General features: G+C 63.8%; 24 protein-coding genes. 6 read left to right on the forward strand and 18 right to left on the reverse strand.

Annotated features, from left to right (window positions below):
* Positions 1 to 352: 352 nt before the first annotated feature.
* Complete coding sequence (locus ACN0YF_RS10700) at positions 353 to 1201, reverse strand: SDR family oxidoreductase (RefSeq protein ID WP_417494394.1); 849 nt, start codon at positions 1199 to 1201, stop codon at positions 353 to 355.
* A gap of 62 nt (positions 1202 to 1263) precedes the next feature.
* A complete protein-coding gene (locus ACN0YF_RS10705) occupies positions 1264 to 1548 on the reverse strand; it encodes a DUF2218 domain-containing protein (RefSeq protein ID WP_417494371.1) in 285 nt (94 codons plus the stop codon).
* Between the two features lie 94 nt (positions 1549 to 1642).
* On the opposite strand from ACN0YF_RS10705, the gene ACN0YF_RS10710 reads away from it, so the two are divergent.
* The gene (locus tag ACN0YF_RS10710) at positions 1643 to 2533 is read left to right on the forward strand and encodes a LysR family transcriptional regulator (protein ID WP_417494372.1); all 891 of its coding nucleotides are present in this window, start codon (positions 1643 to 1645) and stop codon (positions 2531 to 2533) included.
* A gap of 232 nt (positions 2534 to 2765) precedes the next feature.
* Here the strand turns inward: ACN0YF_RS10710 and ACN0YF_RS10715 are convergent, their stop codons facing one another.
* The 3 genes from ACN0YF_RS10715 to ACN0YF_RS10725 form a co-directional block, all read right to left on the reverse strand.
* Complete coding sequence (locus ACN0YF_RS10715; RefSeq protein ID WP_417494373.1) at positions 2766 to 3620, reverse strand: hypothetical protein; 855 nt, start codon at positions 3618 to 3620, stop codon at positions 2766 to 2768.
* 546 nt (positions 3621 to 4166) lie between these two features.
* A complete protein-coding gene (locus ACN0YF_RS10720) occupies positions 4167 to 4526 on the reverse strand; it encodes a helix-turn-helix domain-containing protein (RefSeq protein ID WP_417494374.1) in 360 nt (119 codons plus the stop codon).
* A 26-nt stretch (positions 4527 to 4552) separates the two neighbouring features.
* The gene (locus ACN0YF_RS10725; RefSeq protein WP_417494375.1) at positions 4553 to 4939 is read right to left on the reverse strand and encodes a type II toxin-antitoxin system RelE/ParE family toxin; all 387 of its coding nucleotides are present in this window, start codon (positions 4937 to 4939) and stop codon (positions 4553 to 4555) included.
* A gap of 612 nt (positions 4940 to 5551) precedes the next feature.
* On the opposite strand from ACN0YF_RS10725, the gene fliI reads away from it, so the two are divergent.
* Positions 5552 to 6892, forward strand: a complete 1341-nt coding sequence (fliI, locus tag ACN0YF_RS10730; protein ID WP_417494395.1) for a flagellar protein export ATPase FliI — start codon at positions 5552 to 5554, stop codon at positions 6890 to 6892.
* Positions 6889 to 7305, forward strand: a complete 417-nt coding sequence (locus ACN0YF_RS10735) for a flagellar FliJ family protein (protein WP_417483416.1) — start codon at positions 6889 to 6891, stop codon at positions 7303 to 7305. The genes fliI and ACN0YF_RS10735 overlap by 4 nt, the downstream gene beginning before the upstream one ends.
* Before the next feature lie 69 nt (positions 7306 to 7374).
* On the opposite strand, the gene ACN0YF_RS10740 is transcribed toward ACN0YF_RS10735, so the two are convergent.
* The 13 genes from ACN0YF_RS10740 to ACN0YF_RS10800 all read right to left on the reverse strand — a co-directional run bounded on the left by ACN0YF_RS10740 (position 7375) and on the right by ACN0YF_RS10800 (position 21548).
* Positions 7375 to 7698, reverse strand: coding sequence for a hypothetical protein (locus tag ACN0YF_RS10740; protein ID WP_417483415.1), 324 nt, complete (start codon positions 7696 to 7698; stop codon positions 7375 to 7377).
* Positions 7699 to 7736: 38 nt separating this feature from the next.
* The gene (locus ACN0YF_RS10745; RefSeq protein ID WP_417483414.1) at positions 7737 to 8537 is read right to left on the reverse strand and encodes an AAA family ATPase; all 801 of its coding nucleotides are present in this window, start codon (positions 8535 to 8537) and stop codon (positions 7737 to 7739) included.
* A gap of 2 nt (positions 8538 to 8539) precedes the next feature.
* The gene (locus ACN0YF_RS10750; RefSeq protein WP_417494376.1) at positions 8540 to 9490 is read right to left on the reverse strand and encodes a flagellar biosynthesis-like protein (FlhF); all 951 of its coding nucleotides are present in this window, start codon (positions 9488 to 9490) and stop codon (positions 8540 to 8542) included.
* Positions 9491 to 9564: 74 nt separating this feature from the next.
* Positions 9565 to 11691 (reverse strand): flagellar biosynthesis protein FlhA, encoded by a 2127-nt coding sequence (gene flhA / locus ACN0YF_RS10755; RefSeq protein WP_417483412.1) that lies wholly within the window; start codon positions 11689 to 11691, stop codon positions 9565 to 9567.
* Positions 11692 to 11702: 11 nt separating this feature from the next.
* Positions 11703 to 13073, reverse strand: coding sequence for a sigma-54 interaction domain-containing protein (locus ACN0YF_RS10760; RefSeq protein WP_417483411.1), 1371 nt, complete (start codon positions 13071 to 13073; stop codon positions 11703 to 11705).
* 39 nt (positions 13074 to 13112) lie between these two features.
* Complete coding sequence (gene fliN / locus ACN0YF_RS10765; RefSeq protein WP_417483421.1) at positions 13113 to 13385, reverse strand: flagellar motor switch protein FliN; 273 nt, start codon at positions 13383 to 13385, stop codon at positions 13113 to 13115.
* A 98-nt stretch (positions 13386 to 13483) separates the two neighbouring features.
* Positions 13484 to 14134, reverse strand: coding sequence for a hypothetical protein (locus ACN0YF_RS10770; RefSeq protein ID WP_417483410.1), 651 nt, complete (start codon positions 14132 to 14134; stop codon positions 13484 to 13486).
* A gap of 14 nt (positions 14135 to 14148) precedes the next feature.
* Positions 14149 to 15135 carry a flagellar motor switch protein FliG gene (gene fliG, locus ACN0YF_RS10775; RefSeq protein WP_417483420.1) on the reverse strand — a complete coding sequence of 329 codons (987 nt, stop codon included), beginning with the start codon at positions 15133 to 15135 and terminating at the stop codon, positions 14149 to 14151.
* A gap of 44 nt (positions 15136 to 15179) precedes the next feature.
* On the reverse strand, positions 15180 to 16823 hold the full coding sequence (gene fliF, locus ACN0YF_RS10780) for a flagellar basal-body MS-ring/collar protein FliF (RefSeq protein ID WP_417494377.1): 1644 nt from the start codon (positions 16821 to 16823) through the stop codon (positions 15180 to 15182).
* A gap of 218 nt (positions 16824 to 17041) precedes the next feature.
* Positions 17042 to 17314, reverse strand: coding sequence for a DUF1153 domain-containing protein (locus ACN0YF_RS10785; RefSeq protein ID WP_417469044.1), 273 nt, complete (start codon positions 17312 to 17314; stop codon positions 17042 to 17044).
* Between the two features lie 191 nt (positions 17315 to 17505).
* A complete protein-coding gene (locus ACN0YF_RS10790; protein WP_417483408.1) occupies positions 17506 to 18894 on the reverse strand; it encodes a flagellar hook protein FlgE in 1389 nt (462 codons plus the stop codon).
* A gap of 93 nt (positions 18895 to 18987) precedes the next feature.
* Positions 18988 to 19656, reverse strand: a complete 669-nt coding sequence (locus tag ACN0YF_RS10795; RefSeq protein ID WP_417483407.1) for a flagellar hook assembly protein FlgD — start codon at positions 19654 to 19656, stop codon at positions 18988 to 18990.
* An 11-nt stretch (positions 19657 to 19667) separates the two neighbouring features.
* Positions 19668 to 21548 (reverse strand): flagellar hook-length control protein FliK, encoded by a 1881-nt coding sequence (locus ACN0YF_RS10800; RefSeq protein ID WP_417494378.1) that lies wholly within the window; start codon positions 21546 to 21548, stop codon positions 19668 to 19670.
* 473 nt (positions 21549 to 22021) lie between these two features.
* Between ACN0YF_RS10800 and flgK the strand changes: the two genes are divergently transcribed.
* The 3 genes from flgK to mnmA are packed head-to-tail and all read left to right on the forward strand — an operon-like array spanning position 22022 to position 26364.
* The gene (gene flgK, locus ACN0YF_RS10805) at positions 22022 to 24163 is read left to right on the forward strand and encodes a flagellar hook-associated protein FlgK (RefSeq protein WP_417494379.1); all 2142 of its coding nucleotides are present in this window, start codon (positions 22022 to 22024) and stop codon (positions 24161 to 24163) included.
* A 14-nt stretch (positions 24164 to 24177) separates the two neighbouring features.
* Positions 24178 to 25092 carry a flagellin gene (locus tag ACN0YF_RS10810; RefSeq protein WP_417483404.1) on the forward strand — a complete coding sequence of 305 codons (915 nt, stop codon included), beginning with the start codon at positions 24178 to 24180 and terminating at the stop codon, positions 25090 to 25092.
* Positions 25093 to 25146: 54 nt separating this feature from the next.
* Positions 25147 to 26364, forward strand: coding sequence for a tRNA 2-thiouridine(34) synthase MnmA (gene mnmA / locus ACN0YF_RS10815; protein ID WP_417494380.1), 1218 nt, complete (start codon positions 25147 to 25149; stop codon positions 26362 to 26364).
* Positions 26365 to 26459: the final 95 nt, after the last annotated feature.

The raw sequence follows: 26459 nt of genomic DNA on the forward strand, positions 1-26459 counted from the left end.
GGTCGTGGAATCGTCAGCCCGGCGATTCTTCGGGGGTTAAGCTTGATTCGCAATTAGCGTTAACGAATGGGGGGTTAGCGCGGCGGTCGTGCGGCCATGACTCTGAAAAAATTGGGCAACTGCGATTATTGTCACGCATAAAGTATGCGGCGCCGGGCGGCGAATTTCCCTGCCAGGGCTGAAAATCGGGCGGAGATTTTCCCGTATCCGGCCTCTTTTTCTTATCCACAGGGCATTTTTCCGGCCCTCTGGTGCGAATCCCTGTTTCGAGTCCGTGCGCATGGCGTCCGAAGGCGGGCATCGGCCCGATTTGCACGCGGCGAACGGGCCGCGACGGGGAAAATCCGGCCGTTCAGGATGAAAGCGACCGGAAATATGCAGCCCAGTCCTGGTGGGGGCGTCCGGTCACGGCTTCGAAATCGCTCGGATTGTCATAGGCCCCCAGACGGATACCGTCATAGATGCCGGCGATGATGCTGCCGAGGAATTCCCCCAGTTCTGCGGTGCGGTCGGCGAGATACTCGGCCGGTGTCAGCGCGCGATAGACGAGCTGCGTGCCAAAGGCCGTGTTCATGAGGGCGGCGAGCCGGGTCTGGGTGATGGCCTCGCCGTGCAGGTTGACGGTCTGGCCATCCAGGTGCGCCCCGGTCAGCAGGCTGGCATAGGCATGGCCCAGTTCGGCGCGGGTCGTGTAGCCGCATTTGCCGTCGCCGGCGCTGTTGGCGATTTCGCCGCGCGCCTTGTAGCTGTCGATATACTCGATATCGGGCTCGATATAGATGCCGTTGCGGCCGATCGCCCAGGCCAGGCCGCTGGCGCGGATATCGGCCTCGGTCTGGCGATTGCTCTGCACCACCGGCGAGAAGGTCGTGCCGGTCTCCGGTCCCTGGATGCTGGTATAGACGATCTTGCTCACACCGGCCGCCTTGGCCGCCTCGATGACATTGCGGTGCTGCTGGATGCGTGCATCCGGTGCGTCCATGCCGGAGACCAGCAAGAGCGTGTCGACGCCGGCCAGCGAGGTCTTGAGCTGGTCGGGCCGGGTATAGTCGCCCGGACGGACCTCAATGCCCAGTCCGCTCGCCTTGGCCGGCGTGCGCGCGAGCCCGACAACAGGGCCAATGCCGGGCATATCGATGAGTGTCCGGGCGATGGCCTGGCCCAGATGTCCGGACACGGCGGTGATGGCGATGGTCATGATGATCCTGTCTTTTCTGGACGCGCGCGTCCGGCTGGGGTGTCGCGATGGGGGGAGGCGGGCGATCAGGCGGCGGCTTGCCAGTCCAGGGTGAAGTCCTCACGGAAGGCGAAGCGGGCGAGGTGGTCGCCGATCACCTTTTCCATGCGGGCGAGGTTTTCCGCCTCGCCGCTGACGGTGAGCGCCAGCGCGGTCTCGTCGGCGTGCAGGGTGCAGACGCCCATGGGCAGGGTGACCCGCCCGTCAGTCGGCGTGAACTCGACCTCGACCTTGTGGCCGAAATGCTTGCAGAGCTGTTGCAGATAGGTGCTGGCGCGGGCGGTGGTCAGGGTGGCTGTATGGCTGGTCATGAAACTCTCCTCGGGTGTTGCAAGGAAGATAGACACGCCGCGCCTTTGCGATTAGCCCATGAATGATGAAATCATATTTCGAGAAAGTGGAAAGATGATCGAGGATTATCGCGGCCTCGCCGTCTTCGTTGCTGTCGCCGATGCCGGCAGTCTGAGCGCGGCCGGGCGCAGGCTGAAGCTCTCGACCTCGGTGATCAGCCACCATCTCTCACGCCTCGAGACCAAGCTCGGCGTCACGCTCTTCTTCCGCTCGACCCGCTCCATGTCGCTGACCCCGGAGGGCCAGGCCGCGCTCGGACCGGCGCGCCGCATGGTCGAGGCCGGCGAGGCGGCGCTCGATGCGCTCAGCCAGACCAGCGACCAGCCCGTCGGCGCCCTGCGCATCACCATGCCGGCCTTCGGCGAGCGCACGCATCTGCGCCAGAGCGTGTGGGAATTTGCCCGGCTGCACCCGCTGGTCGCGATCTCTCTGCACAGCAGCGACAAGCCGGCTGACCTGGTCAAGGAAGGTTTCGATCTGGCGATCCGGCTCGGCGTGCTCGCCGACAGCAGTCTCAAGAGCCGCCGCATCGGCGATTTCGCCCGTGTCCTTATCGCCTCACCGGATTACCTCGCCACCCGCCCGCCGGTGCGCACGATCGAGGATCTGGCCGGCTGCAGCTTTGTCGCGCTCTCCATGCTGCCCGACCGGATGACGCTGGAACACAAGGGCCGCTCCGTGGTCTTCGAGCCGGAGAATTTCCGCATCGAGGTCGACTCCATCACCGCAGCCAAGTCCGCCATCCTCGCCGGCCTCGGCGTGCAACACCTGCCGCTGGGCGAAGTCGAAGCCGAACTCGCCAGCGGCGAACTCGTCCGCGTCCTGCCGCAATGGAATCTCCCCCTGCTCGGCATCTACGCCGTCTGGCCCGACATAGGCCCCCAGAAAAACCTCACCCGCCGGCTGATTGATTTCCTTGTGAGCCGCGGGGGTGGTGTGGGGTGAGGGGAGTGTGTTTTTGGTCCGCGTGCCTGCCCCCACACCGCCCTCCGGAATTGCGGACACTCACTCATATTAGGGACAAATTTCCATGCCAGTCAGGTCGGATCCTAGCGTGGTTTTGAGGGCAGGGTCTAGTCCCTCGGGCCGACTGTCTAAAGGGGGGAGCGATGGATGGCGTGCGTACCCGATTAGTGGGGGGGGCATCCCCTCACCCCTCACGCTGTCGGCGTCATTTCTAGCAGAAGGTGTCGCGCAGCCCTTGGGGATGATAGTGCTCAACGATGCTTTTAGGTGGCAGGGTGGTTCGGATGCAAAAACTAGCTCCCCGCCACAGGTCGGGTTCAAAAGTGTCGCCATCAAGTAAGTTTTGAAATACCTGCTCGATGGCCTTCCCTGCAAAGGACGCTACCGTTTCATAGTGCATCAAAGAAAGGGGAACGTCGCACCTAAAAAGGGTTGGTTCGCCATACTCCTTCAATACCTTGCGGTAGTCTCTCGGACCTTCCAGGTGTGCTGCGATCGCAGTGAGATACTCTGGCCCGTAGACCATGTAGTGACTGCATTGACTGAGAAGTAGGAGCTCATTTCCTTCAAACCAGACACGGCCTTCTCGATTGGAGACGCCGACTGCATCAATCGCCCGAGTAAGATGCTCATGGCTCAATTCAGGGTGCTTCTCATTTAGAAAGAGTTGCTGAGCACGTCTGTGGGCAACAATGGGGTCGAGTGGCCAAATTCCGTGACGATAGTATTGTTTTACGTCATTTGTGCGTGTGCCATGCACTGCCCGAAGTGTCCCAAAGTGCTGCATGAGCCGGTCGACTAGAAAGGCCTTAGAATCGAGTTCGACTCCGTGTACGGACTTGATTGAAGTGTTTAACCAGTCGAGGTCGTCGCTGACGACGTACTCTGGTGGCGATTCAACGAATGCGTTGCGCACTCGTTCATCCACGATTTCGGATAGAAGCTCCCAAATCGTATCCTTCCAACTTGGATAGTTCCCCCAATCCCACATCGCAGACGGCGCGTGCCGGCCACGTCGTTGCGCGGGCCCATTTGCTGGCAATATAGGTGGAAGGCTTTCGTTCATTCAGTTGATTTCGTAGTGGTTTGAAGGTGCTCTCGATTTAGAGGGCGGAAAGCCGATGTGGAAGTCCACGGTCCTGCTGGTCATTGCCAGAAATCGAGCAACGCGATGGCTGCTCCGACGATGACGGACGCCGCCTCCAAGCGCCAGCGCTGGGCGTCCGCGTAAACCTCTTTGGAATCTCGCATTTGAGTATGCGCCATCTAGACATTGGGGAATTGGAGTAGAAAAAATCTAACACAGGTAATGGGCGGGGATACACCCATTTTTTCTTGTGCGATTCACTATATCGATGGCGACTATTGAAGTTCGCTCCCCGCCAGCCAAACCCATCCCTGAAACCCTTGCCAAGCAGGGCACCAGACTGGAGTTGAGACGTCAAGGGCGCCATAGGCGCCGCATCGCGGTCGGGACCCTTGACGTCTCAACTCCTGTCTGGCCGGATCCCGGCATGGTTTTCAGGGCGGGGCCTGGCCCGCACGCAGCCTGCCACCTTTCATGAAGAGAGGCGCATCCCCAAGGCTCTCCTCCCTCAGCCACCGTCAGCGCTCAGGCTGCGGCGATGTCGCAGGCTCCCGGCTCCCGGGGCTGGAGACGGAGCTGTCCGGCTGCAGCGTTTGCCGGCGCGGTCTGGATGGTCACGTCCTCGCCCAACGCGGTCAGCATTCGCAGCAGCCGGGTGACGGAGACGCCGCGGAAATGTCCGGCCAGTAGTCTGGACAGATTGGGCTGTTTCAGGCCCATCCGGGCGGCCGCTGCGGTCTGGGTGAGGCCCTGTCCGGCGATGATGTCGCGCAGGCGCAGCACCAGATCGGCCTTCAGCGCATGATCCTCGGCGTCGGGCAGGCCGAGGTCGGCGAACACATTGCCGCTGCCCGTCAGGACCTCATCTTCGCTTGTTTCCGGCATAGTTCCCGGTACTCCCCTTTGACACCTCAACCTGGGTCGCGGTGTGCTGATTGTTGCCGCCTGGCGTGGTCCGCCTCGGCCATCCTGAGCCTGGCCGTGACCTTGTCCATCTCCTGACGCGGCGTTTTGCGGCCCGTCCTGGATTTCTTCTGGAAGGCATGGAGAACGCAAACGGCGCCCGCAAATCTGACGGTGTAAACGGCGCGATAGGCATTCCCGTCATGGCTCTCCAATACTTCCAGCACACCCCCGCCGCCATACCCCTTCAAGGCTTTCACATTGGCGGGCGTCCTGCCCGTCTGGACCTGGTGCAGCGCAAACCCGATGCCGTCGATGACGGCGTCAGGCATGGCCTTGAGATCTCTCAGGCTGGAGCCGACCCAGCGGCACTCCCGCCTCACCGGCCCGCCCATCGTGTTTCCATATGTGTATACATATAACTTGTCAGGGGGGCACGAACAAGGCTGCCGTTTGCATCAGCGCCCCGGAGCGGCTTGGTATTATCACAAAATACACGTTATAAGAGTAAGGTGTCACCTTGCATCGCAGTAGGGCACTCGCGCGATGAAAGGCGGCGCGTGAAATTTGCGAAATTATCGAAGCCGGGCATCGCAGCCCGCCACCTTTCATGAAGAGGTACACGTCCCTCATTCACCCCGGCCTGCTTATCCATCCCCTTCCCATGCGCGCCTATACTGCTGGCGTCAGACGCGAGGCAGGAGGCGTGAAAATCGGAAAAATCGGAATATACCAGGCGAGAAAGTTTCAAATCTCTGTTTTTACGCAACATTTCCCGCCCAAACTCCGACCCGGAGGGCAACTGAAGCGCACACAAGGGCATGGCTAACGTCACAGGAAGGCACCACAGGGCACCATCAAGGGCCCAACCGGGCACCGGCCACAATTCGTATCCTGCAGGATGCCCCGCATTTGCACTGCCGCGTTTACGTGGAAGCAACCGCAATGGCGTAGGGTGAATCCGAATCGGCTCACTAGCCCCGCCTGAAAGGCATGATGTCCGCATGATGCAGACCCTCACAGATCGTATTGAACGGCTCGATGCGCGTGTCCTGGAAGGACGCGTCACGGCGCTCAATGGTCTGCTGGTCGAGGCCGAGGGGCCGGTCTCCGGGCTTTCGCTCGGGGCGCATGCCACCATCGTCACCGGGCGCGGCACTTCGGAATGCGAGATTGTCGGCTTTCGTGGCCAGACCGCGCTGATGATGCCCTTCGGTCCGCTCGAGGGTATCCGCCCCGGCGCCAAGGTGATCCTGCAGCCGGAAGCGGCTCGTGTGCGTCCCTCCACCAGCTGGCTCGGCCGCGTGGTTGACGGTTTCGCCCGTCCGCTCGATGGCGGTGGCCCGCTCAGCGAAGGCGCTCATGCCTATCCGCTCAAGGGCGAACCGCCCATGGCCCATGGCCGCGCCCGCCTCGGCAAGCGCATGGATATGGGCGTGCGTGTGCTCAATGCTTTCGTGCCGATGCGCCGTGGTCAACGGCTCGGCATCTTCGCCGGCTCCGGCGTCGGCAAATCGGTTCTGATGTCGATGCTGGCGCGAGCCTGTGACGCCGACGTGATTGTCATCGGCCTGATCGGCGAACGGGGCCGTGAGGCCCGCGAATTCGTCGATGATGTGCTCGGGCCGGAAGGCCGGGCGCGTTCGGTCGTCGTTACCGAAACCTCCGACGCACCGGCCCTGGCCCGCCGCCAGGCGGCGCATCTGACGCTCACCGTCGCCGAATATTTCCGCGACCAGGGCAAGGACGTGCTCTGCCTGATGGACAGCGTCACCCGTTTTGCCCTCGCCCAGCGCGAGATCGGCCTTGCGGCCGGCGAACCGCCGACGACGCGCGGCTATACGCCCTCCGTCTTCGCCGAGCTGCCTCGCCTGCTCGAGCGCGCCGGGCCCGGCCCGGAACGCGCCGATGGCGGCAAGACCGGCACGATCTCCGGCCTGTTCACCGTGCTGGTGGATGGCGATGATCATAACGAGCCGATCGCGGACGCCGTGCGCGGTATTCTCGACGGCCATGTCGTGATGAGCCGGGCGATTGCCGAGCGCGGCCGTTTCCCCGCGATCGACGTGCTCAAATCGGTCAGCCGGACGGCGCCGGAAGTGTTTGCCGAAGCCGAGCGGCCGCTGGTCACCGAGGCACGCAAGATGTTGTCGGCCTATGCCGATATGGAAGAATTGATCCGGCTGGGAGCCTACTCCCCCGGATCGAACCCGGCGCTAGACCGGGCAATTGCTCTCAACGAACCGTTGGAAGCATTCCTGGGCCAGGGAAAAGACGAAGCGGCGGATATCCCGTCGACATTCGCGACCCTGGCCGGGATTTTGGATGGTGAAGGAAGACCCTCATGACACGTTCACACGAACCCCTGATCCGGCTGGCCCGGTTCAAGGTCGAGGAATTGCAGAAACAGATGGCCGAGCTGGACCGCTCGAAGGCTGCGCTGCTCAACCAGATCGAGCGGCTCGAGGCTTCAGTTCCTGAAGAACAGGCTGTCGCGACGCAATCGCGTGACGGCTATCTCGCCTATGGCTCCTATGCCCAGGCCGTCATCAAGCGAAAAGAGAATATCCGCTCTTCGCTCGATGAGGTCGAGGTCCAGGCCGAAGCCCTGCGCGACCGCCTCGGCGACGCCTTCCAGGAACTCAAGAAGTTCGAAGTGCTGGAAGAACGCCGCCTGGCGCGTATCGAAAAGGCCGTGCGTGCCGCCGAACAGGACGAACTCGACGAGATCGCCCAGATCCGGCACCACCGGGCCAATTGATCGCTTCAGGTTCGGGATGAATGATGACGGCGGGCCGGCGCATCAGGCCAGGCTCGCTGTCGCCCGGGTTCAGCGCTGGCCGATGCGGCGCTTGGAAAAGAAGATGGCTCCGATCAGGACGAAATAGATCGCCAGCCGCAGCAGAACCACCACGCCGCCGCGCTCATCGAGCCGCGAAAAGGCGAAATCAAACGCGAAATTGGGCGGAATACCGATCGCCCAGCGATAGAAGAACGGCGCGATCGCATCGATGATGAACATGATGGCGGCGGCGGCCGGCCATTGCGGCCATTTGCGCATGATCAGCGCAGCAACCAGCGACAGCACGATAATCAGCCACCAGTCATAGCCGGTGAAACCGTTTATCAGGCGGTCGTAAAATGAATCATACATGGCGTTTCAGCTCCCCCCGGATTGCCAGTTCATGCAATCTACGCGGCTTCGCGCCCGCGTGCGAGTATTCCCGCAAGTGCCTGGTAATCCTTGGCGGCGTCGCAATCCGGCGCGCGCACCGAAACACAGGTCTGGGTCCGGATCGCCGCCGGCACCGTTGCATCGCGCCGCACGATCCCGGCCAGGACCGGGGTGAAGCTGAGGAAGGCTTCGCAGGTCTTGCGGAAGGCCCCGAAGGCCTCGCGCGCCGCATTCGCATTCGGCGCGTTATTGACCACGACCAGCGGTGAGGCACCTTCATCGTGCAGGCGCAGGGTTTTCACAAAGGCATAGGCATCGGTCAGCGAGGTCGGCTCGTCATTGAGCACGATCAGCACATCATCGGCCGTCAGGGCCAGGCGGACCGTGGCGCGGTCGGCGCCGGCAGCCAGATCGAGGATGGCACGGTCATAGGACAGCGCCAGCGCTGCAACGCCGGTTGCCAGCTTGGTCAGGCCCGGGCCGGAAAGATTGGCCAGGGCCCCGGAGCCGGAGCGCCCGGAAATGACATCAAACCCGCCGCGCTCGGCAGCGCCGCCGACGGCCGGACAGACCGCGTCTTCAAGCGAGGTCTTGCCGCTGAGAACATTGACGATATCCGCGCGCGGCTGGAGGCCGAGCTGGACGTCGATATTGGCCATGCCGAGATCGCCGTCCATCAGCAAGACGCGCTCATCCATCAGGGACAGGGCACGCGCCATGCCGATGGCGAGCGCCGTCTTGCCGACGCCGCCCTTGCCTGACGCGATGGCGAGGACGCGCCCGGCGGCGCGATTATGGGGAGCCGAGGCGAGTTTCATGATCAATCGGATTCCTCATAGGGGTGAGCACGGTTTTCGACCAGCGCACGGGCCAGCCGCAGCGGCGTGGCCGGGGCCAGTCCGCCGCCGATGAATGGGGTGGAAGAAATCTGCGCGAAGGCGAGACCGGTCTCGCCGACGCCGAGCAGGGCGCCGAGACGGCGGGCGCAGTCCAGCTTGACCGGAATACAGCGGCTCGCCCCGATCGAGGCGAACAGGGAGGCGGCGTCCTCGGCATCTTCCGGCGTCAGGCCGGCATCGAAGACGTAGACGATTTCCGCATTGCTGGAGTCGGCAAAGGCGAGGGTCATGTCGAGATCGTCGAGTTCGAACGGATTGACCGCCGGACTGTCGATCAGGGCCGGACCGTCGAATTCGCGCATGGCGTCTGCCAGCTCGCGCGGATCATCGACGGCGATGAAATGGGCCCCCATTTTCTGGGCCAGGGCGTGCAGGCGCGCATCGGCGCCGGCACGTTCACCATCACAGGAGATCAGCGTCGGGACCGAACCGGCCGAGATGGACCGTGCGGCGGTCTTGGCCAGGGCCGAGGTCTTGCCGACGCCGGGCGTGCCGGCAAACAGCACGGCATGTTCGGGAATGGCGGGCAGGGGCTGGAAGGCGTAACGCGCCTCGATGGCATGGGCGAGGCGTCCGACGGCATGGCCATCGGCGAAATCCTGGGCCGCCTTGATCAGCGACTGGGCTGCGGCCCCGGGGGCGCGGTGAAAGCCGAGGGCGCGGATGACCTGGTCGAGATGTTCGTCCTCGAGGTCCCCGCGCGCGATTTCCGCCGCGTCATTGAGGCGCTGGGTCCGCTCGCGCACCGGCTCGACGGGGTCGGGATGGTAGGACATCTCGCTCGCCGCCCGCACCTGGACGCCGCCATTGGGGCCGTCCGAGGTGGCAATGATCACGGCTTCCGCGCCCATTTCCCGGCGCACATCCGCCATGGCTTGAGTCAGAGTCTGGGCTGCAAAGGTTTTCAAACGCATCGAGGATCACTACCGGGTCAATTGTTGGTCGGTCAGCCGACATGCCCCAAGGTCTTCAGTCGTGCGCTCGGGTGGATCTCGTTCTGCGACATCACCACCGTTTGCGGGCGGAAACGCTCCACCAGCGAACGCACATACGGACGAATCACGGGGCTCGTCAGCAGTACAGGTACATGACCCTGTGCCGATGCGGTTTCAAAAGAGTTTCTAACTGCAGCGACAAACTCATGAAGTTTTGACGGTGCCAGGGCGAGTTGTTTGCGCTCGCCTTCGCCGATCAGGGCTTCCAGGAAGGCCTGTTCCCATTGCGGGGTAAGGGCGAGCACCGGCAGCGTGCCGTTTGGCGCCTTGTTGCTGTGGCAGATCTGGCGCGCAAGACGGCTGCGGACATGTTCGACAATCGGCTCGATCCGGTTGGTCGAGGCGCTTGATTCGGCGATGCCCTCGACAATGGTCGGCAGATCGCGGATCGAGACGCGTTCGCGAATCAGGGATTGCAGGACGCGCTGGATGCCGGCGCGGCTGATTTGCGACGGTGCGATATCGTCGACCAGCTTGCGGTGCTCCTTGGAGAGCTTCTCGATCAGCTTCTCGACCTCGGCATAGGACAGCAGGTCCGACATGTTGTCGCGCAGCAGCTCGGTCAGATGGGTGACCAGGACGGCGGCCGGCTCGACAATCGTATAGCCGCGGAAAGAGGCTTCCTCGCGCAGGTTTTCGTCGATCCAGGTCGCGGGCAGGCCGAAGGCCGGTTCCTTGACGTGTTCGCCGGGCAGCTCGATCTGCATGCCGGCCGGATCCATGACCAGGAGCTTGTGAAGCTGAAGCATGCCGCGGCCCGCTTCGAGTTCCTTGATCCGGATGGCGTATTCCAGATTGCCCAGCTGCATGTTGTCGACAATGCGCACGGCGGGCGTGATGAAGCCCATTTCCTCGGCCAGAGAACGGCGCAGGGCCTTGATCTGGTCGGTCAGCTTGCGGCCATCGACATCATTGATCAGCGGCAGCAGGCCATAGCCCAGCTCGATCTTGAGCTCGTCCATCGCCAGGCTGTCCTCGATCGGCGCTTCGCCGCTCTTGGGCGCATGGGCTTCGACTTCAGCCGCGTTCTCGGCTTCTTTCTCTGCCGCCTTGCGTTCGACGATATCGCGGTTGAACCAGGCCAGCGCACCGGTTCCCAGCCCCATCAGGGCGAAGGGGATGAACGGCATGCCGGGCAGGACACCGACGATGAAGGTGACAGCGGAGACGAGGCCGAGGCCGGCCGGATTGGCGACCATCTGGCCGAACAGGGCCTTGTCGGCCTGGCCATCGACACCCGCCTTGGAGACGAGCAGGCCGGCGGCAACCGAGATGATCAGGGCCGGGATTTGCGAGACGAGGCCATCGCCGATCGTCAGGCTGGAATAGGTGCCGGCGGCTTCCGCGAAGGGCATGCCCGACTGCACGACGCCGATGATGATGCCGCCGATCAGATTGATGCCGGTAATCATCAGGCCGGCCATGGCATCGCCGCGCACGAATTTCGAGGCACCGTCCATGGCGCCGAAGAAATTGCTCTCGCCTTCGAGATCCTTGCGGCGCTGGCGCGCCTCGTTTTCTGTGATCAGTCCGGAGGAGAGATCGGCATCGATGGCCATCTGCTTGCCGGGCATGGCGTCGAGGGTGAAGCGCGCCGCGACCTCCGCGATGCGGCCGGAACCCTTGGTGATGACGACGAAATTCACGATCACGAGGATCGCAAACACGATCACGCCGATCACGACATTGCCCTGCATCACGAAGGCGCCAAAGGCCTGGATGACCTCGCCGGCAGCGTCGGTGCCCTCGGCCCCCTTCGACAGGATCAGCCGGGTCGAGGCGATGTTCAGGCCCAACCGCAACAGGGTGGTGATCAGCAGCACCGCCGGGAAGGCGGAGAATTCAAGCGGCCGCTTGATGAACAGGGCCGTCATCAGCACCAGCACGGCGATCGAGATCGAGATCGCCAGTGCCAGGTCGAGCAGAATGCTTGGCATCGGCAGGATCAGCATCACCAGGATGCCGAGAATGCCGACCGCCAGGGCGACATCGCCCTTCAGCACACGGTTCAGGAAGGCCTGTGGATCGAAGGCGCCGTTACGGGCGCCTAACGGGCCTGAAGCTGATGTGTCGGCCAAAACTTATCCAATCACGCGGCAGAGACGCCCATGGCGCTCTGGTTGGGCTGGGGAACGGTGACGCCCTGCTCGGTATAGAGTTTGAGCTTGTTGCGCAGGGTGCGGATCGAGATGCCGAGGATGTTGGCCGCATGGGTCCGGTTGCCGAGGCAATGATCGAGCGTGTCGAGGATCAGATCCTGTTCCACTTCCGCCACCGTCATGCCGACCATGACGCGCTGGGCGGCATTGGCAGCATCGGAGGCCTGGCGCACGGCGGTATTGCCGGAGCCGGAGAAGACCGAACCGTCCGGCATGCGGATGGCGTCCGGGGTGATCTCGCGGCCGGTCGCCAGCAGCACGGCGCGGTGCATCGCGTTTTCCAGTTCGCGCACATTGCCGGTCCATTCGCGGGCGACGAGATGCGCCTTGGACGCTTCCGACAATGGCAGCGGCTCGACCTGGTTGGCGGCGGCATATTTGCGGATGAAATGCTCGGACAGGGCAAGAATATCGGCCGGGCGCTCACGCAGGGGTGGCAGCGCCAGATTGACGACGTTCAGGCGGAACAGCAGATCCTCGCGGAATGTGCCCTCGGCGACGGCCTTGCGCAGGTCACGGTTCGAGGTTGCCAGGATGCGGATATTGACCTTGACCGGCTTGGTGCCGCCGACCCGGTCGATTTCGCGTTCCTGGATGGCGCGCAGCAACTTGGCCTGCAGGCGTGTATCCATTTCCGAGATTTCGTCGAGCAGGAGCGTGCCGCCATCGGCCTCCTCGAATTTACCGATCCGGCGGGCCACGGCGCCGGTGAAGGCCCCTTTTTCATGGCCGAACAGTTCGGATTCGAGCAGGTTTTCCGGAATCGCGGCGCAATTGACCGAGATGAAGGGCGCACCGGCGCGCTTGGACTTGGCGTGGACATGGCGCGCCATGACCTCCTTGCCCGAGCCGCTTTCGCCGGTGATCAGCACCGAAGCGTCGGAACCGGCAATCCGGTCGGCCAGGGTGATGACGGTCTGCATCGATGGATCGCGGGCGATCATCGGGCGTTCGTCATCGGAAATGGCTTCCAGGATGGCGGCGATCAGCTCGGCATCCGGTGGCAGCGGAATGAATTCCTTGGCACCGGCCCGGATCGCGGCAGCAGCTGCTTCGGGACGGACATTGACGCCGCAGACAACGACCGGAACGATGATGCGCTCGGCCTCATTCGCGGCGATCAGCGCCTGCACGTCGAGCGACAGGTCGACCATGATCAGATCGGCGCCGCGTCCGGCACGCAGATGCGACGTCGCTTGCTGGATCGTGTCGACCTGCGACACGGATGCGCCGCGGTCTATCGCGATTTTGGTGGCGGTGTGCAATTGCCCACCCAGGCTTCCGACGATCAGGACTCGCATGATGTCCGCTCCATTGTGTTCATTGTCTCAAGGCGCCGCTTACGCAGCGTCCCCGTCCTTGATGATTTCAGTCATGGTGACCCCGAGACGGTCATCGACAACGACGACCTCCCCGCGCGCCACAAGGCGATTATTGACGTAGATATCGATGGCCTCGCCGATCTTGCGGTCGAGTTCGACCACGGATCCGGCGGTCAGCTTGAGCAGGGAATTGACGTCGATCTGCGCCTTGCCCAGCACCGCTGAAATATTGACCGGCACGTCAAACACCGGCGCCAGATCGGCGGCGCTCTTGGCGGCCTCCTCGATCATGCCTTCGCGTGGCGCTCCGTTGTCGACCGGGACCGGGGAGGAGTCTTTCTCAAGCTCGGGCAGGTCGAAACTCGTATTATCAGGCATGGTCAGCCTCCTTATGCCGCGGACGCGCCGACGGCGGGATCGGCCGTGGCGTGGGTTGCGGATTCGTCTTCGGATGCGGCGGCGAGCCAGCGCGCCACGACTTCGCCCAGACGGGCGTCGATTTCTTCGGCCGAGCGTTCGATCGCGCCCGTGCCCCATTCAAGGCGCACATCGGCGCCGCTCATCTCGGAATGGCCGCGCACCCGGATGGCGCCGTCGAAACCGAGATCGCGGGCCGTGCGTTCCAGCCGCTCGGCGAGGGTTTCCACCAGTTCCGGCGCGCAGCGCACCGACAGGCGGGGCTCGTCGCGGAGGTCCTGGACAGCCTCGGCCGCGAGTTGTTCGATGGTCTCGACCGGATAGGCATTGAGCGCTTCGCCGGCAATCTTGCGCGCCGCGACGAGTGCCAGCTGGGCGGCACCGGCGCGCAGCGAGGCGGACTCGGCGGCCAGGCGCGACAGGATGATCTGCATCTGGGCGCTGATGGCCTGCAGCGAGTCGGCGCAACGGCCTTCTTCCTGCTCGCGGCCTTCCTCGACGCCCCACATCCGCGCGGAATCGATGTCATCCTGGGTGAAGAAGCGCTTATAGCTCTCCCCGTCACGCAGGATCTGGCCGTCGCGATCGAACTCGGTGTCGAAATCAAATTTCGTCGGGCTCATGGTCTCGGCCATCCTCAATAAATCAGTTCATCGTCGGCGCCGCCATCGGCGAGAAGAATCTCGCCCTTGGCAGCCAGGTCTTTCGCGAGCGCGACAATGCCCTGCTGGGCGGTGTCGACATCCTTCAGGCGGACCGGGCCGAGTGCGGCCATGTCCTCGCGCATGATCTTGGCGGCGCGTTCGGACATGTTGGAGAAGAAGAGATCGCGCAGACTGTCCGATGCGCCCTTCATGGCCAGGCCCATCTGGTCCTTGTCGATGGCGCGCATCAGGGTCTGGATTCCGCCCGGATCGAGCTTGGAGAGATCCTCGAACACGAACATCAGGGACCGGATCTTCTCGGCGCTGTCGCGATTGCGTTCTTCCAGCGCGGCGAGGAAACGGTTCTCGGTCTGGCGGTCGAAATTGTTGAAGATGCTGGCCATCATCTCATGGCTGTCATGCTTGGAAGTCCGCGCCAGATTGGACATGAACTCATTGCGCAGCGTCTCCTCGATCTTGTCGAGAATCTCGCGCTGGACCGGTTCCATCCGCAGCATGCGGGTGACGACTTCGAGGGCGAAATCCTCCGGCAGCGAGCCGAGCACGCGCGCGGCATGCTCAGCCTTCACCTTGGAGAGCACGACCGAGACCGTCTGCGGGTATTCATTCTTGAGATAATTGGCGAGGACGACCTCGTTCACATTGCCCAGCTTGTCCCACATGGTGCGCCCGGCAGGACCGCGCAGCTCTTCCATGATGGTGTCGACTTTTTCGCCGGGCAGGAATGAACCCAGCAGGCGTTGCGTCGCTTCGAACGAGCCCATCAAGGACCCGGTCGAGGACATCTGGCCGACGAAATCGACGATCAGCTTCTCGACGGCGGCCGCGGTGACGGTGCCGAGATTGGACATCGCCGAGGAGACCTCGCGGATTTCCTCCTCATCGAGGTGGTTCCACAGGCCATGATCCTCTTCGCCCAGGGCGAGCAGGATCACTGCGGCCTTTTCCGGGCCGGTCATCTTGCCGGGATCTTCAATGGCTTTGCTGCGATCAATGGCCATGATCAACCCTCATGCAGCCAGGTCCGCAGAATCGAGATCGATTCCTCGGGGTGGGATTCAACAATGCCGGCGACTTTCTTGACCGAGGAGGCTTTCACCTGGCCGTCGATCTTCGAGATGTCGATGCCGTCGCCCGCGCTCGCTGTTGCAGCCGGGTTGGCGCCGGGCAGCGCCATCGGTGCGGCCGCGCTTTCCAGACTGGCGGTGCCTGCACCTGCACCTGCGCCGGCGCCGGCCAGGGCCAGTCCGGCGGGCATTGCCGAGCCGCCAGCGCCTTTGACCAGGGGGCGTGCGACCAGGAAAATGACCAGCAGGGCGGTGATGAACATCACGGCGATTTCGGCAATCCGCATGAAATCGCTCTTGCTGAAGCTCAGACCGGAGCTCGCCGGCGTGCCGAGCAGCGGGTCGGTGCGGGCGAATTCGATCTGCGACACCGTCACGGAGTCCTGACGGCCGCCAACCTCGTTGACATAACCCATGGCCGAACGGACCAGCGCCTCGATGCGCTCGATCTCCGCCTGTGGCCGTTCGCGCCAGACGACGCTTCCATCTTCCTGGGTCTCGAGAACGCCGTCGACGGCAACGGCGACCGAGAGGCGCTCGATGGAACCGGCTTCAGTGATCTGGGTCCGGGTGGTGCTCGAAATGGCGTAGCTGACGGCGTCGTTCGAGATTTCCCGGTTGGAGCTGTTTCCGGCAGCTGCGCCCGCGCCACCGTCGGCATCGGGCAGGTTTTCCGAGGCGGAGACGCGATTGGCATTGCTGCCGTCGAGATCGGTGCTGGTTTCGGTGCTGCGGTCGCGTGATTGCACGACAGCGCCATCCGGGTCGTAGATTTCCGAGCTCTCGGTAACGCTCTGGCGATTGAGCTGCGCCGTGACCTGGACGCGGGCCGCGCCGGGACCGACGACGCCTTCGACGAGGTCGAGAATATTCTGCCGCAGCTGGGCTTCGATTCCGCTTTGGCGCTCGTCCATCATGATGCTGACAGCGGAACCTTCGCCGCCGGCACCGGCCAGCTGGCGGCCGCGATCATCCGCGAGGGAGACGTGGTTGGCTTCCAGCCCGGCGCCGCTGGCGACGATATTGCGAATCACCCGGACCTGTTCCGCGTTCAGCGTTGCATTGGTGCTGATGGTCACGGCGGCGGTCGGGGCCTGCTGGTCGCGGGCAAACAGACGGCGTTCGGGCAGGTTCAGGTGAACCCGGGCATTGGAAACGAAGGCCATCGACTGGATGGTGCGGGCCAGCTCGCCTTCAAGGGCGCGCTTGGCGTTGAGATTCTGCACGAAGCTGGTCTGGCCGAAACTGTCTTCGCGATCGAAGATTTCATAACCGACCGAGGCGCCGCTGAGCGGTCCGCCCGAGGCGACCCGGACACGGGCCTCGTCAACCTGGTCACGCGGGACATAAATGGCGGTCCCGCCTTCCTTGATTTCGTAATCGACATTGGCCTGGTCGAGCAATTGTGCTGCCGAGGCTGCGGCGGCCGGGTCGAGACCGGAATAGAGCAATGACTGCGATCCGGCACCGACATTGCCGGAAAAATAGACGAGCGCAGCGGCAACGCCGGCCGCGAGACCGAAGATGGCGGCCAGGCGGCCAATGCCGAAGGCCCTGAGCTGATCTAGAAGCGCGTTCACAAGTTATCCTGCCAATTGAATTGCACGCATCATGCGCGAACCACTGGGCAGAATTTTCCTACCGACCTCGTAAACGAGGACTTAATGCCGGCGCATCAGTGATGCATCCGGCCGGGCAGGGCAGTTGTGACAGGTGTGTTTTTTCCTGCGGACACAGGAAAACGGCGGCTCCGGGGGGATGGGGCCGCCGTTCTTGCACGTCTGAGTAAGCGTGTGCGCTATCTGTAGTGCTGCAATCGAGTCGTGCGCAGACCGGCGAGGCCGTGCTTGTCGATCGATCTTTGCCAGCCGAGGAATTCCTCGACGGTGAGCGTATATCGCTCACAGGCCTCTTCCAGCGAGAGCAGGCCACCGCGAACCGCCGCGACCACCTCTGCCTTGCGCCGAACGACCCAGCGCTGGGCGCCCGGATTCGGGAGGTCTGCCAGAGTAAGGGGGCTACCATCCGGCCCGATTACGTAGTTTTCTTTTTTTTGAAGGCGCGGCTGCATGTCCGATCCCCGTTGCTTGTTTGTAGGATCAACATACGGGGCGGGCTTTAACATCAGCCTAAGCTACTGGGTAAATTTAGGTTTAACGTCTCCAGTCGAATGCGCTCATATAAATTGACCGGTTTGGTCATACAAAAACGGGCCCTGCCGCCATGGCAGGACCCGTCAATGCCTTACCGCTGTGGAGCGGTCTATCGCTTCATATTGATCGCTTCATTGAGCATTTCGTCCGCGGTAGTGATGATCTTGGACGAGGCCGAATAGGCCCGCTGGGTGATGATCAGATTTGTGAATTCCGTTGCCAGATCGACATTCGAACTCTCCAGCGTCGCCGAGGCGAGATTGCCCGCCGAGCCGATGCCTGCGGTGTTCAGCGTGTAGGAGCCGGAGTCGCGGGTGACGCCATAGGCGCCGCCACCAATGGCTTCCAGGCCGTCGGCATTGGCGAAGGTGGCAACCGGGATCTGGTAGATCTTCTTGACGATACCATTGGTGAACTTGGCGTAGACCATGCCGCTGGCATCGATGTCGACACCGGAGAAATCACCGAAGGGCGTCCCGTTGACCGAGGTGGCCGCCAGGGCGCTCTGGCTGTCGAACTGGGTCAGGCCACCGGCGCTGGACGGTCCGCCCAGCTCCAGATCGATGGTCTGTGCACTGATGCCTTCGGCCGCGGCCCACTGGACGCTGGTTGCGCCCAGGGCGGAGGTGTTGCTGGAGGCGAGGAAGCTGAGCGAGCTCGGGATGGTGCTGTTGGCGGCGTCGAAATTACCGTTCGAGTCGAAGGCGATGACGCCGGTCGCGATCTGGCCGTCGACCAGGCCGGCACCGGTGGTGACTTCACTGGCCGGTGTGACATGCAGTTCGGCGTGCCACTGGTTTGGCGTCGAGGATTTCAGCATCGACAGGGTGATCGTGTGCACGGAGCCCTGCGAATCATAGATCGGGATGCCGAATTCGACATCGGCCGGAATGGCGCCTGAGGACATGTTTGTCGCCGAGGCGGCTGCGGAATAGGTCGCCTCGGAGGCCGAAATCGCCTGGCTTGATTGCAGGTTGGCGCTGAGGCCGACTTCGGTGGTGGCTTCAGCGGCACCGCCGACGGAGACCGGATTGATGATTTCCAGCGAGCTCAGATCAGACGGGTCGGCATCGATCGTGCCGTCGGCCTGGACCGGCCAGCCGGCGAGATAGAGACCGGCGGAATTCTGCAGATAGCCGTTGGAGTCCGGATGGAAGCTGCCGGCGCGGGTGAAGGCGACCGGATCGGTGGTCGTGAAACCGCGGGTGTTCTCGCTGACGACGAAGAAACCGTCACCGGAAACGGCGAGATCGGTCGCCGAGGTGCCGGGGGCGAGCAGGCCGGCTTCGCTGATTTCCAGCTTGGTCGAGCCCATGATGCCGCCGGCAGCGAATTGCTGGCCGGTGCCCTGGGAACGGTAAAGCGGGGTGAAAACGGCGCTGGCGCGCTTGTATCCGACCGTATTCACATTGGCGATATTGTCGGAAATGGCCGCGAGGGCGCTGGAGTTTGCGATCAGACCGGATGCGCCGGCGATCATGGCTGAATTGATGCTCACGATAGGCTCCTTGTTGTGATTATTCCCGGAGCGTTCTGCTGGTTTGTGAGGCCGGTCCGCCATTCTGGCGATCCGGTGCGGATCAGGGACCGCTTAGCTTGCTTGCTGGTATTCCTGCAGGGCGAGGATGGAGGAGAGCGGAACTTCGACGCCGCCCATTTCCACCATGACCTCGGAGCCTGAAAGGTCGATTCCGGTCACCCGGGCGGAAGCGCGGATTTCGGCCGCGATCGAGCCGCCATCATCGTCCACCGCGCTGATTTCCATGGTGTAGATGCCCTCCGGCGCATCGGCGCCGGATGTGGTCTTTCCATCCCAGGTGAAGTCATGCACGCCCGTCGACGTCTCGCCGGAGCCCCGGTAGACGACCCGGTCGCTGGAATCCTTGATGACCAGGCTGGTGGTCTTGGCGCTTTCCGGCAGTTCGTATTGCCAGCTGGCGGCGCCGCCTTGCAGGCGGCTCTGCGGCGTCTCGGCGGTCGCAACACGTCCGATATAACTCACCGACGAGGTCTGCGCGGTAGCCGACTGGAGGATCAGCAGGCTTTCCAGATTCTGGTTCTGGGCGATCTGCTGTTCGACCCCGGAAAAGGAAACCAGCTGATCCACGAACTGGGTGGAATCGAGCGGGTCGAGCGGGTCCTGGTTCTTCATCTGCGATGTGAGCAGGGAGAGGAACATCTCGTAATTGTTCGCCAGGCTGGCCTGGCTGCTCGCGAGCTGCGGGCTCGAGTCCGTTATGGCACTGATTTCACTGGGCATGTGCTTCTCTCCTAAACCCTGACATCGACGCTATCGCGTCGCGACAGTCGGAATCCGTAGGTATCGACCGGGGCGCTGCCGATTTCGGCCGCGAGCATCTGCTCGTCGCCATCGTCCGGCCCATAGATATTGAATTGCTGGCCTGTCTTGCCTTCGGCCGGGTCTTGTTCGCCGCTGCCGGCACCGAGCTCGAAGCTCAGCCCGTCCTCGGCGAGTTCCAGCCCGGCCTCATTGAGCGCGCGCTCGAGATCACGGGTCGAGCGTTGCAGCTCGGCCAGCGTGTCGCCGCGCTCGACCGTCAGGGTGGCGTGGACCCGGTTATTGTGCGTCAGCTCCATGCGGATATCGACGCGGCCCAGTTCGGCCGGATCAAGCCGGATGCCGAACACGCGCGAGCCATTGTTGAAGCGCTGCGATATCTGCGCCGCGAGATGGGCGGCAGAGCCTGGCGTGAAACGCGGTGAGTTGGGATTGGCGGCGTCCGCCGTCGTGGTTTGCCCGGCCTTGGCCGCCGCTGCCGTGGTGTCCGTGCCGGTGGTCATTACCGGGTCTGCGGTCACCACCGGAAGCCGGGCTGACCCGGCCGCCAGAGCGGCGGAAGGCGCAGTCTGGGCCGGTGCGGGTTCGCCTGTATTCACCGTCACATCCGGCAGCGGTGACGCGGAACCGGTGGCTGGGGCGGATTGTGGCTGTGGCTTGACGCCGGTGTTCTGGGGCTGGGCGCTGGCCGGTACGGCCTGGCTCGCGGCGGATTTGCCCTTTGAGCGCGCGGCCGGTCCGGCGCGGTCGCGCTCGTCCATGCCATGGCGTGCGTGGGATTGGCGGCCCGCCACTTCGGGGCTGGCAGGCTGAACGGCGGCGGCTGCCGCTGCGCCGGCCGTGCTGGCCGCGACAACGGGCTGCTGTGTCGCATCCTCGGTCGACAGCGTCGCCATCACGGGCGGCTGATCGCCCTTGAGGCTGGCCGGTTCAGGCATGGCCTGCTCGGCAGCTCCGGTCGGGGCCGCGTTCCGGGATTGGGGCTGGGCTGGCGCGGACGCCTGGGCCTGCGCCTGCGCCTGCGCTTGGGTCTGGGCCTGAGGCTCGGCACGGGCCAGGCCCGGGGTCTGTTCCGATGCCTGTGCCTGGGCAAGGGCCCCGGCGCGCGGCTCGGCCGACATTGTTTCCTGAGGCTGCGAAACGGCCGCGCCTCCGGTATCGCCTGGCAGGGTCATGGCGGCCGGTGCGCCCTGGTCCATGCCGGGCGCGTCGATGGATGGTGTGGTCCCGGTGGCAGTGGCCGGTGATGCGGTTGCTGCGGCTTCGGTCTTGGCGGCAGAGGAATCGGCGAGCGCCTTGGCACTGGCGGGCTTGGCGGCGGTCGCGGCCACCTGGCTCCCGGGCACGGCGCCGGAAGCATTCGGGTTCACGGCCGGGCGTGCTGCGGCCGGCTGTGCCGGCGCAGCGGCGGCCATCTCCGAACCGCGGGGATCCGTGGCCGGTGCTCCGGTGGCGGGTGATGCCGTATTGGCTGTCATCCCCGGCTCCGGTGCGGATGCTGCAGGCGTCGCCGCGCCATCCGGCGTGGGCGGGGTGTTCGTTGTTTCGGGCGCAGCTGGCTGGCTGGCTGCCGGCGTGCCGGCGGGCGGAACTGCGCCGTCGGGCCGGCCTGCGCCGGTCGCATCGGCACCGAGACCGGCAAGGCCGTCCGTCGCGCCCTGGTCTGCCGTCTGGCCAGCATCCGCCGGTGAAGGCGGGCGGGAGCGGGACGGGGTCGTGGCCGCCACCGCGAGTCCAACGAGTGCGTCGAAGGCCGGTTCGCCAGACTCTGCCGCCGATCGCGGGGCCGGCTTGTGCGACTCCGTCCGGATGGCCGTCATGCTGACGTCTGTGCCTGGAACATTGGGTGACATGTTGAACTCTATCCACTCGTTCGGCACTGAATGCGTGCCTTGTCGGTAGAGTGATCCGCAAGCTTCATGCCACCGGCTGCATGGGTTAGTGCGTTGAAACGTCAGATTAATTTCTAGGTAAGACAGGTAAATGACGCATTCGGCCCGGCGATTTGTGCCCGGTGGTGGGCGGAAGCTGCCGGGCGGAAGGGCAAGGCCGTCATGCGGCGGAAAGCGGCCGCCTGCCGCTTTGACGTGGTGTTCCGCCGACTTGGCCCGCGGCTTGCGATTAACCTTGCAGGGCCTCCTGGGGCTCCGGATGTCAGAAAGACGCGGAATTGCATGATTATTGAAGCGAAAACAGGTTGTTGCACATCAAGTCTCCGTCCTCGGCGGGGCGCGCAAACAGCATTCCGGCCCGGCAAGCCTTGCCGTGATGTCGGCAGAATTGACCGGCTGAGCTTCAAAATCGGCAATCGAATGAGGATGGCAAGATGTCGCTGAACGGTATTATCGGGAATGCCCTGTCGGGTTTGACGGCGAGTCAGGCGGCCCTCAATGCGGCCTCCAACAATGTCGCCAACGTCAACACGCCCGGCTATGCGCGCACCCAGCCCGTGCTGCAGGCGCGCAATGTCGGCGGCGTTGCCATGGGCGTCGAGGTTCTGGGCATTTCGCGCATCGCCGACGTCTATCTCCAGGCCGCGTCGATTGGCGCGATCAGCTCCGCGGCCAGCGCCACGATCCAGGCTGACGGCCTCAACCAGGTACAGTCGCAATTCGGCAAGCTCGACGATGAGGGCTCGATGTTCGCGCGGTTGAGCCGTGCCTTCTCGAGCCTGTCCCAGGCGACGGTCGACCCGTCTCAATCGGTGGCGCGACTTTCCGCAGCCGCCGATCTGGAAGCCTTCTTCAATGAAGCCGGGCGCCTGTCGGAAATGCTGACGGCCCAACGCAAGGATGCCGATACCCAGATCCAGGCCGCCGTACACCGGACCAATGAAATTCTCAGCGAGCTCAGCGAGCTCAATGGCAGCATGCAGAGCGTCAGCGTTGCGGGCGGTGATACCTCCGGCATTGCCAACCGGCAGTCGGAACTGCTCGATGAACTGGCCGGCTATATCGATATCCGCACCGAGACCAAGTCGGACGGTCGTCTCGTTGTGCGCACCGGCGACGGTGTCGCCCTGGTCGAGACCGGCATCACCCAGCTCGAATATGTCGCCGCCGGCAGCGGTGCCTATGGGGTCGCCTATGGCGAGATCTATGTGCAGCCGGCCAATAATGGCCAGCCCACTTCGCTGAGCGGTCATATCGACAGCGGCAAGCTCGCCGGCCTGCTGGAACTGCGTGACCAGACCCTGCCGGACATTGCCAATGAGCTGGCAGAACTCACCGCCGGCGCGGCCGACGCGCTCAACAAGGCGCACAATGACGCGGTCGCCTATCCCGCCCCCCAGATCCTGGCCGGTCGCAATACCGGGCTGGTTGCCACGGATCTGCACGGATTTACCGGCGCCACCACCCTGGCGGTGACCGATGCTGCGGGCGGCCTGGTCAAGCGTATCGATATTGATTTTGACGCCGGCACACTCAGCGTCGATGGCGGCGCGGGCGTCGCGCTGGGCACCACGGTTGGCAGTCTGACGACGGCGATCAATGCCGCGCTGGGCGGCGACGGCACGGCGAGCTTCACCAATGGAGCCCTGACCCTGGCCGCGAGTTCGGCCAGCAATGGTCTGGCGACACTGCAGGATGCCAGCGCGCCCAGTGACCGCGCCGGGCGCGGTTTTGCGCATTTCTTCGGGCTCAACGACCTGATCTCCTCGACCCGCCCCGGCTTTTTCGAAACCGGCCTGACGGGTGCCGACACGCATCAGTTCACCACCGGAACCTCGCTGACCTTCGAGGTCACAACCCCGGATGGCCGCTCGGCCGGCACGGTCAATATACCGATGGTGACGGGCGAAACCTTCGCCGATGTCGTGACGGCCCTGAACAATCCGACGACCGGGCTCGGCCGCTATGCCACCTATTCCCTCGACAGTGACGGCCAGCTGACCTCGGTGCCAAAGACCGGCTATGGCGAATTCGAGGTCGATATCATCACGGACGACACATTGCGGGGCAGCACCGGCCTGTCCTTCTCCAACCTGTTCGGGCTCGGACTTCAGGCCACAGCCGGGCGTGCGGAAATCTTTTCCGTGAATGCCTCGGTGCGCTCGGATTCATCGCGCCTGGCGCTGGGGCAACTCGATATCGACGCGGCGACCGTTGCCGGTGATATCGTGCTCTCCTCCGGCGATGGCCGCGGCGGCCAGCTGCTCCAGGACGCCATGACCACCACGCGCAGCTTTGATGCGGCGGGTGCGATCAATGCGACCAATTCCAGCCTGCAGGACTATTCGGCACGACTGGCCGGCAGCGTCGGCTCCCGGGCCGCACGGGCCGAGAGCGAAGCGGCGTCCGCCGAGGTGTTGCGTTCGACGGCACAAACCAAGCGGTCCAATGTCGAGGGGGTCAGCCTCGATGAGGAACTCGCCTCGATGACGCTGTATCAGCAGTCCTATAACGCCTCGGCGAGAATGCTGCAGGCGGCCAAGGAAATGACCGACACCCTCATGGGTATTGTCTAGGAAGTGGTTGAATCATGACGCGAATATCGACATTTGGCGCTTCGCAATCGGCCCTGCTGGACTTGATGCGCGCTCAGCAATCCCTGTTCCAGGCGCAGCAGGAACTCAGCACCGGCAAGAAGGCCACCGACCTCAAGGGCGTCGGCTATCAGGCCGAGACCATTGCCGCGAGCCGCGGGGCCCTGTCGCGCTCGGTCGCCTATGAGGAAGCGGCGGTGCGTTCGGCCACCCGTCTTGAGGCACAGAATGTCGCGCTGGAGCGCCTGTCCGATTCCGTGGGCGAATTGCGTTCGGCCATGACCTCCAAGGACGGCACCTTCATGATGCAGGAGATCTCCGACGCGTTTTACGGCGCCATCAATGCCCTCAACAGCCAGCATCTGGGAGCCTATATGTTTGGCGGCACCCGGGATGACACCATCCCGATGACGATCAGCTCGCTGTCCGAGCTGGCGGCCCTGCCGGACGTGGCCGACGCCTTCCAGAACAACAGTCTCGCCCCGACCGTCCAGGTCGACGAGAACACCACGGTCACGGTCGGGCGTCTCGCCAGCGATATCGCGACCGACATCATGGCCTCGTTCAAGCGCATTGCCGAATTCGAGGCCGGGCCGAACGGCCCCTTTGTCGATCCGATGACCGATGCGCAGCAGGCCTTCGTCGTCGGCGAGTTGCAGAACATCGTCGCTGCCCAGGACGGGATCATTGCCGTGGTCGGGATGAATGGTGTTGCCCAGTCCCAGATCGAGAGCTCCCTGCAGGCCCAGCGCGACCAGCAGGATTTCCTCACCGGCATGATCAGCGATATCGAGGATGTCGACATGGCCGAGGCCGCGACCCGGTTTCAGTCGGCCCAGAACGCCCTCGACGTCTCGGCCAAGACCTTCGCCTCGCTGACACAGGTTTCACTGCTGAACTTTTTGAGGTAAGCCTCCGCCAACTTCAACCGTTTGCTGCGGGCCTTGACCCCGCTGGAGGCGAATATGACTGCAACAGATACCGGCCGCGCCATGGCGCGCGCCGATGCGCTTCTTTCCGATTTTGACCTCGCCGGCGATCCGCTCGGCCTGGGCGGCAATCCCGCCGATCACCGGGTCGTCGTGGCGATGTCGGGCGGGGTCGACAGCTCCGTCACAGCGGCCGTACTGCACCGCGCCGGCTATGATGTCGTCGGCGTGACGCTGCAGCTCTATGATCATGGTGCCGCGATCAAGAAGAAGGGCGCCTGCTGCGCCGGCCAGGATATCTATGACGCCAAGCGCGTCGCCGAGGAATGCGGCTTCCCCCACTACGTGCTCGACTATGAAAGCCGCTTCCGCGAAGCGGTGATCGAGGAGTTCGCCGATACCTATCTGGCCGGCTTCACGCCCATCCCCTGCGTGCGCTGCAACCAGACCGTCAAGTTCGCCGACCTTCTGACGACCGCGCGCGAGCTCGGTGCCGTCTGCATGGCGACGGGCCATTATATCCAGCGCGTCGAAGGGCCGAATGGCGCCCAATTGCGCCGTGCCCATGATGCCGGCAAGGACCAGTCCTATTTCCTGTTTGCGACGACGCCGGAACAGCTCGATTTCCTGCGCTTCCCGCTCGGCCATCTCGACAAGGACCAGACGCGCCAGCTGGCCGAGGCCTTCGGCCTGATCGTTGCCGACAAGCCGGACAGCCAGGACATCTGCTTCGTGCCCCAGGGACGCTATGTCGATATCGTCGAGAAAATCCGCCCCGGCGTCTCGCGCCCCGGCGAGATCGTCCATGTCGACGGTACCGTTCTGGGCACGCATGAAGGCGTGATCAACTACACGGTCGGCCAGCGCCGCGGTCTCAAGATCGCGATCGGTGATCCGCTCTATGTCGTCAAGCTCGATGCCGCCACGGCCCGGGTCGTGGTCGGCCCGCGCGAGGCTTTGGCGGTTGATCGCATCACGCTGAAAGACATCAACTGGCTCGGCGATGAAGCCCTGGCAGACGGCGTCCCCGTGCGGGTAAAAGTCCGCTCGACCCGCCCGCCGGTGGATGCGGCCTTTTCGGTCGATGGTGATGAGATCGGTGTCGTCCTGCCCGGCGGCGAGGAAGGCGTGGCTCCCGGCCAGGCCTGCGTCTTCTACTCGGTCGAGGATGATGGCCGGGTTCTGGGCGGCGGCTGGATCGCGAAGACGAGTGCGACAGCAGCGGCGAGCAGCGGGTACCGGCTGATCGGGTAGGTGTCACGCCCGCTGGGGCCAACCCATTCGCGGAGCATCGGGATTTGTGCTACCCGGTCGAAGTCCTGCCCCGACGGGACTGGCTATCAATCTGA

This window comes from Maricaulis sp. (assembly GCF_048270265.1).
GTDB lineage: Bacteria > Pseudomonadota > Alphaproteobacteria > Caulobacterales > Maricaulaceae > Maricaulis.

Coding starts and splice junctions, on each gene's coding strand:
- ACN0YF_RS10705 (WP_417494371.1), bottom strand. CDS start 1,548: ATGACCAGCCATACAGCCACCCTGACCACCGCCCGCGCCAGCACCTAT.
- ACN0YF_RS10710 (WP_417494372.1), top strand. CDS start 1,643: ATGATCGAGGATTATCGCGGCCTCGCCGTCTTCGTTGCTGTCGCCGAT.
- ACN0YF_RS10715 (WP_417494373.1), bottom strand. CDS start 3,620: ATGAACGAAAGCCTTCCACCTATATTGCCAGCAAATGGGCCCGCGCAA.
- ACN0YF_RS10720 (WP_417494374.1), bottom strand. CDS start 4,526: ATGCCGGAAACAAGCGAAGATGAGGTCCTGACGGGCAGCGGCAATGTG.
- ACN0YF_RS10725 (WP_417494375.1), bottom strand. CDS start 4,939: ATGGGCGGGCCGGTGAGGCGGGAGTGCCGCTGGGTCGGCTCCAGCCTG.
- fliI (WP_417494395.1), top strand. CDS start 5,552: ATGCAGACCCTCACAGATCGTATTGAACGGCTCGATGCGCGTGTCCTG.
- ACN0YF_RS10735 (WP_417483416.1), top strand. CDS start 6,889: ATGACACGTTCACACGAACCCCTGATCCGGCTGGCCCGGTTCAAGGTC.
- ACN0YF_RS10740 (WP_417483415.1), bottom strand. CDS start 7,698: ATGTATGATTCATTTTACGACCGCCTGATAAACGGTTTCACCGGCTAT.
- ACN0YF_RS10745 (WP_417483414.1), bottom strand. CDS start 8,537: ATGAAACTCGCCTCGGCTCCCCATAATCGCGCCGCCGGGCGCGTCCTC.
- ACN0YF_RS10750 (WP_417494376.1), bottom strand. CDS start 9,490: ATGGCGGATGTGCGCCGGGAAATGGGCGCGGAAGCCGTGATCATTGCC.
- ACN0YF_RS10760 (WP_417483411.1), bottom strand. CDS start 13,073: ATGCGAGTCCTGATCGTCGGAAGCCTGGGTGGGCAATTGCACACCGCC.
- fliN (WP_417483421.1), bottom strand. CDS start 13,385: ATGATCGAGGAGGCCGCCAAGAGCGCCGCCGATCTGGCGCCGGTGTTT.
- ACN0YF_RS10770 (WP_417483410.1), bottom strand. CDS start 14,134: ATGAGCCCGACGAAATTTGATTTCGACACCGAGTTCGATCGCGACGGC.
- fliG (WP_417483420.1), bottom strand. CDS start 15,135: ATGACCGGCCCGGAAAAGGCCGCAGTGATCCTGCTCGCCCTGGGCGAA.
- ACN0YF_RS10785 (WP_417469044.1), bottom strand. CDS start 17,314: ATGCAGCCGCGCCTTCAAAAAAAAGAAAACTACGTAATCGGGCCGGAT.
- ACN0YF_RS10795 (WP_417483407.1), bottom strand. CDS start 19,656: ATGCCCAGTGAAATCAGTGCCATAACGGACTCGAGCCCGCAGCTCGCG.
- ACN0YF_RS10800 (WP_417494378.1), bottom strand. CDS start 21,548: ATGTCACCCAATGTTCCAGGCACAGACGTCAGCATGACGGCCATCCGG.
- flgK (WP_417494379.1), top strand. CDS start 22,022: ATGTCGCTGAACGGTATTATCGGGAATGCCCTGTCGGGTTTGACGGCG.
- ACN0YF_RS10810 (WP_417483404.1), top strand. CDS start 24,178: ATGACGCGAATATCGACATTTGGCGCTTCGCAATCGGCCCTGCTGGAC.
- mnmA (WP_417494380.1), top strand. CDS start 25,147: ATGACTGCAACAGATACCGGCCGCGCCATGGCGCGCGCCGATGCGCTT.